At 74.3% G+C, this 354-nt stretch carries 1 pseudogene; it reads right to left on the bottom strand.

Annotated features, from left to right (window positions below):
* Positions 1–354, bottom strand: a pseudogene (locus ACWJ6R_RS38140) (flavoprotein); the annotation flags it as partial.

The raw sequence follows: 354 nt of genomic DNA, 5'->3' as shown, positions 1-354 counted from the left end.
GCAGCCCGGAGGCGCCGAGCACGTTCGGGGTGCGCCAGGTGCCGGAGGCGTCCACCACGGCGCGGGCGGTGATCTCGGTGCCGTCCGCGAGGCGGATCAGGAACGGGGCGGTGTCACGGCCGGTGGTGCGGACTCGGTCGAACCCGGCCCGGCTGATGCCTGTGACCTTGGCGTTCAGGCGCAGGTGCGGGGCGATCGCGGGGTGGGCGGCCAGCGGGGTGAGGTAGTCCTCGACGAGCTCGGCGCCGGTGGGCAGCCAGTCCTCATCAGGGGCGGTCCAGCCGTGGGCGTCCAGCAGTCGGCGGGCGGCGGCGTCGATGTCGTACTTCCACGGGCTGAAGGTCCGCACGTGCC

Source organism: Planomonospora algeriensis, assembly GCF_977012225.1.
Note: the sequence above shows the minus strand (reverse complement) of the source record. Positions and strands in the feature narration are given on the sequence as shown.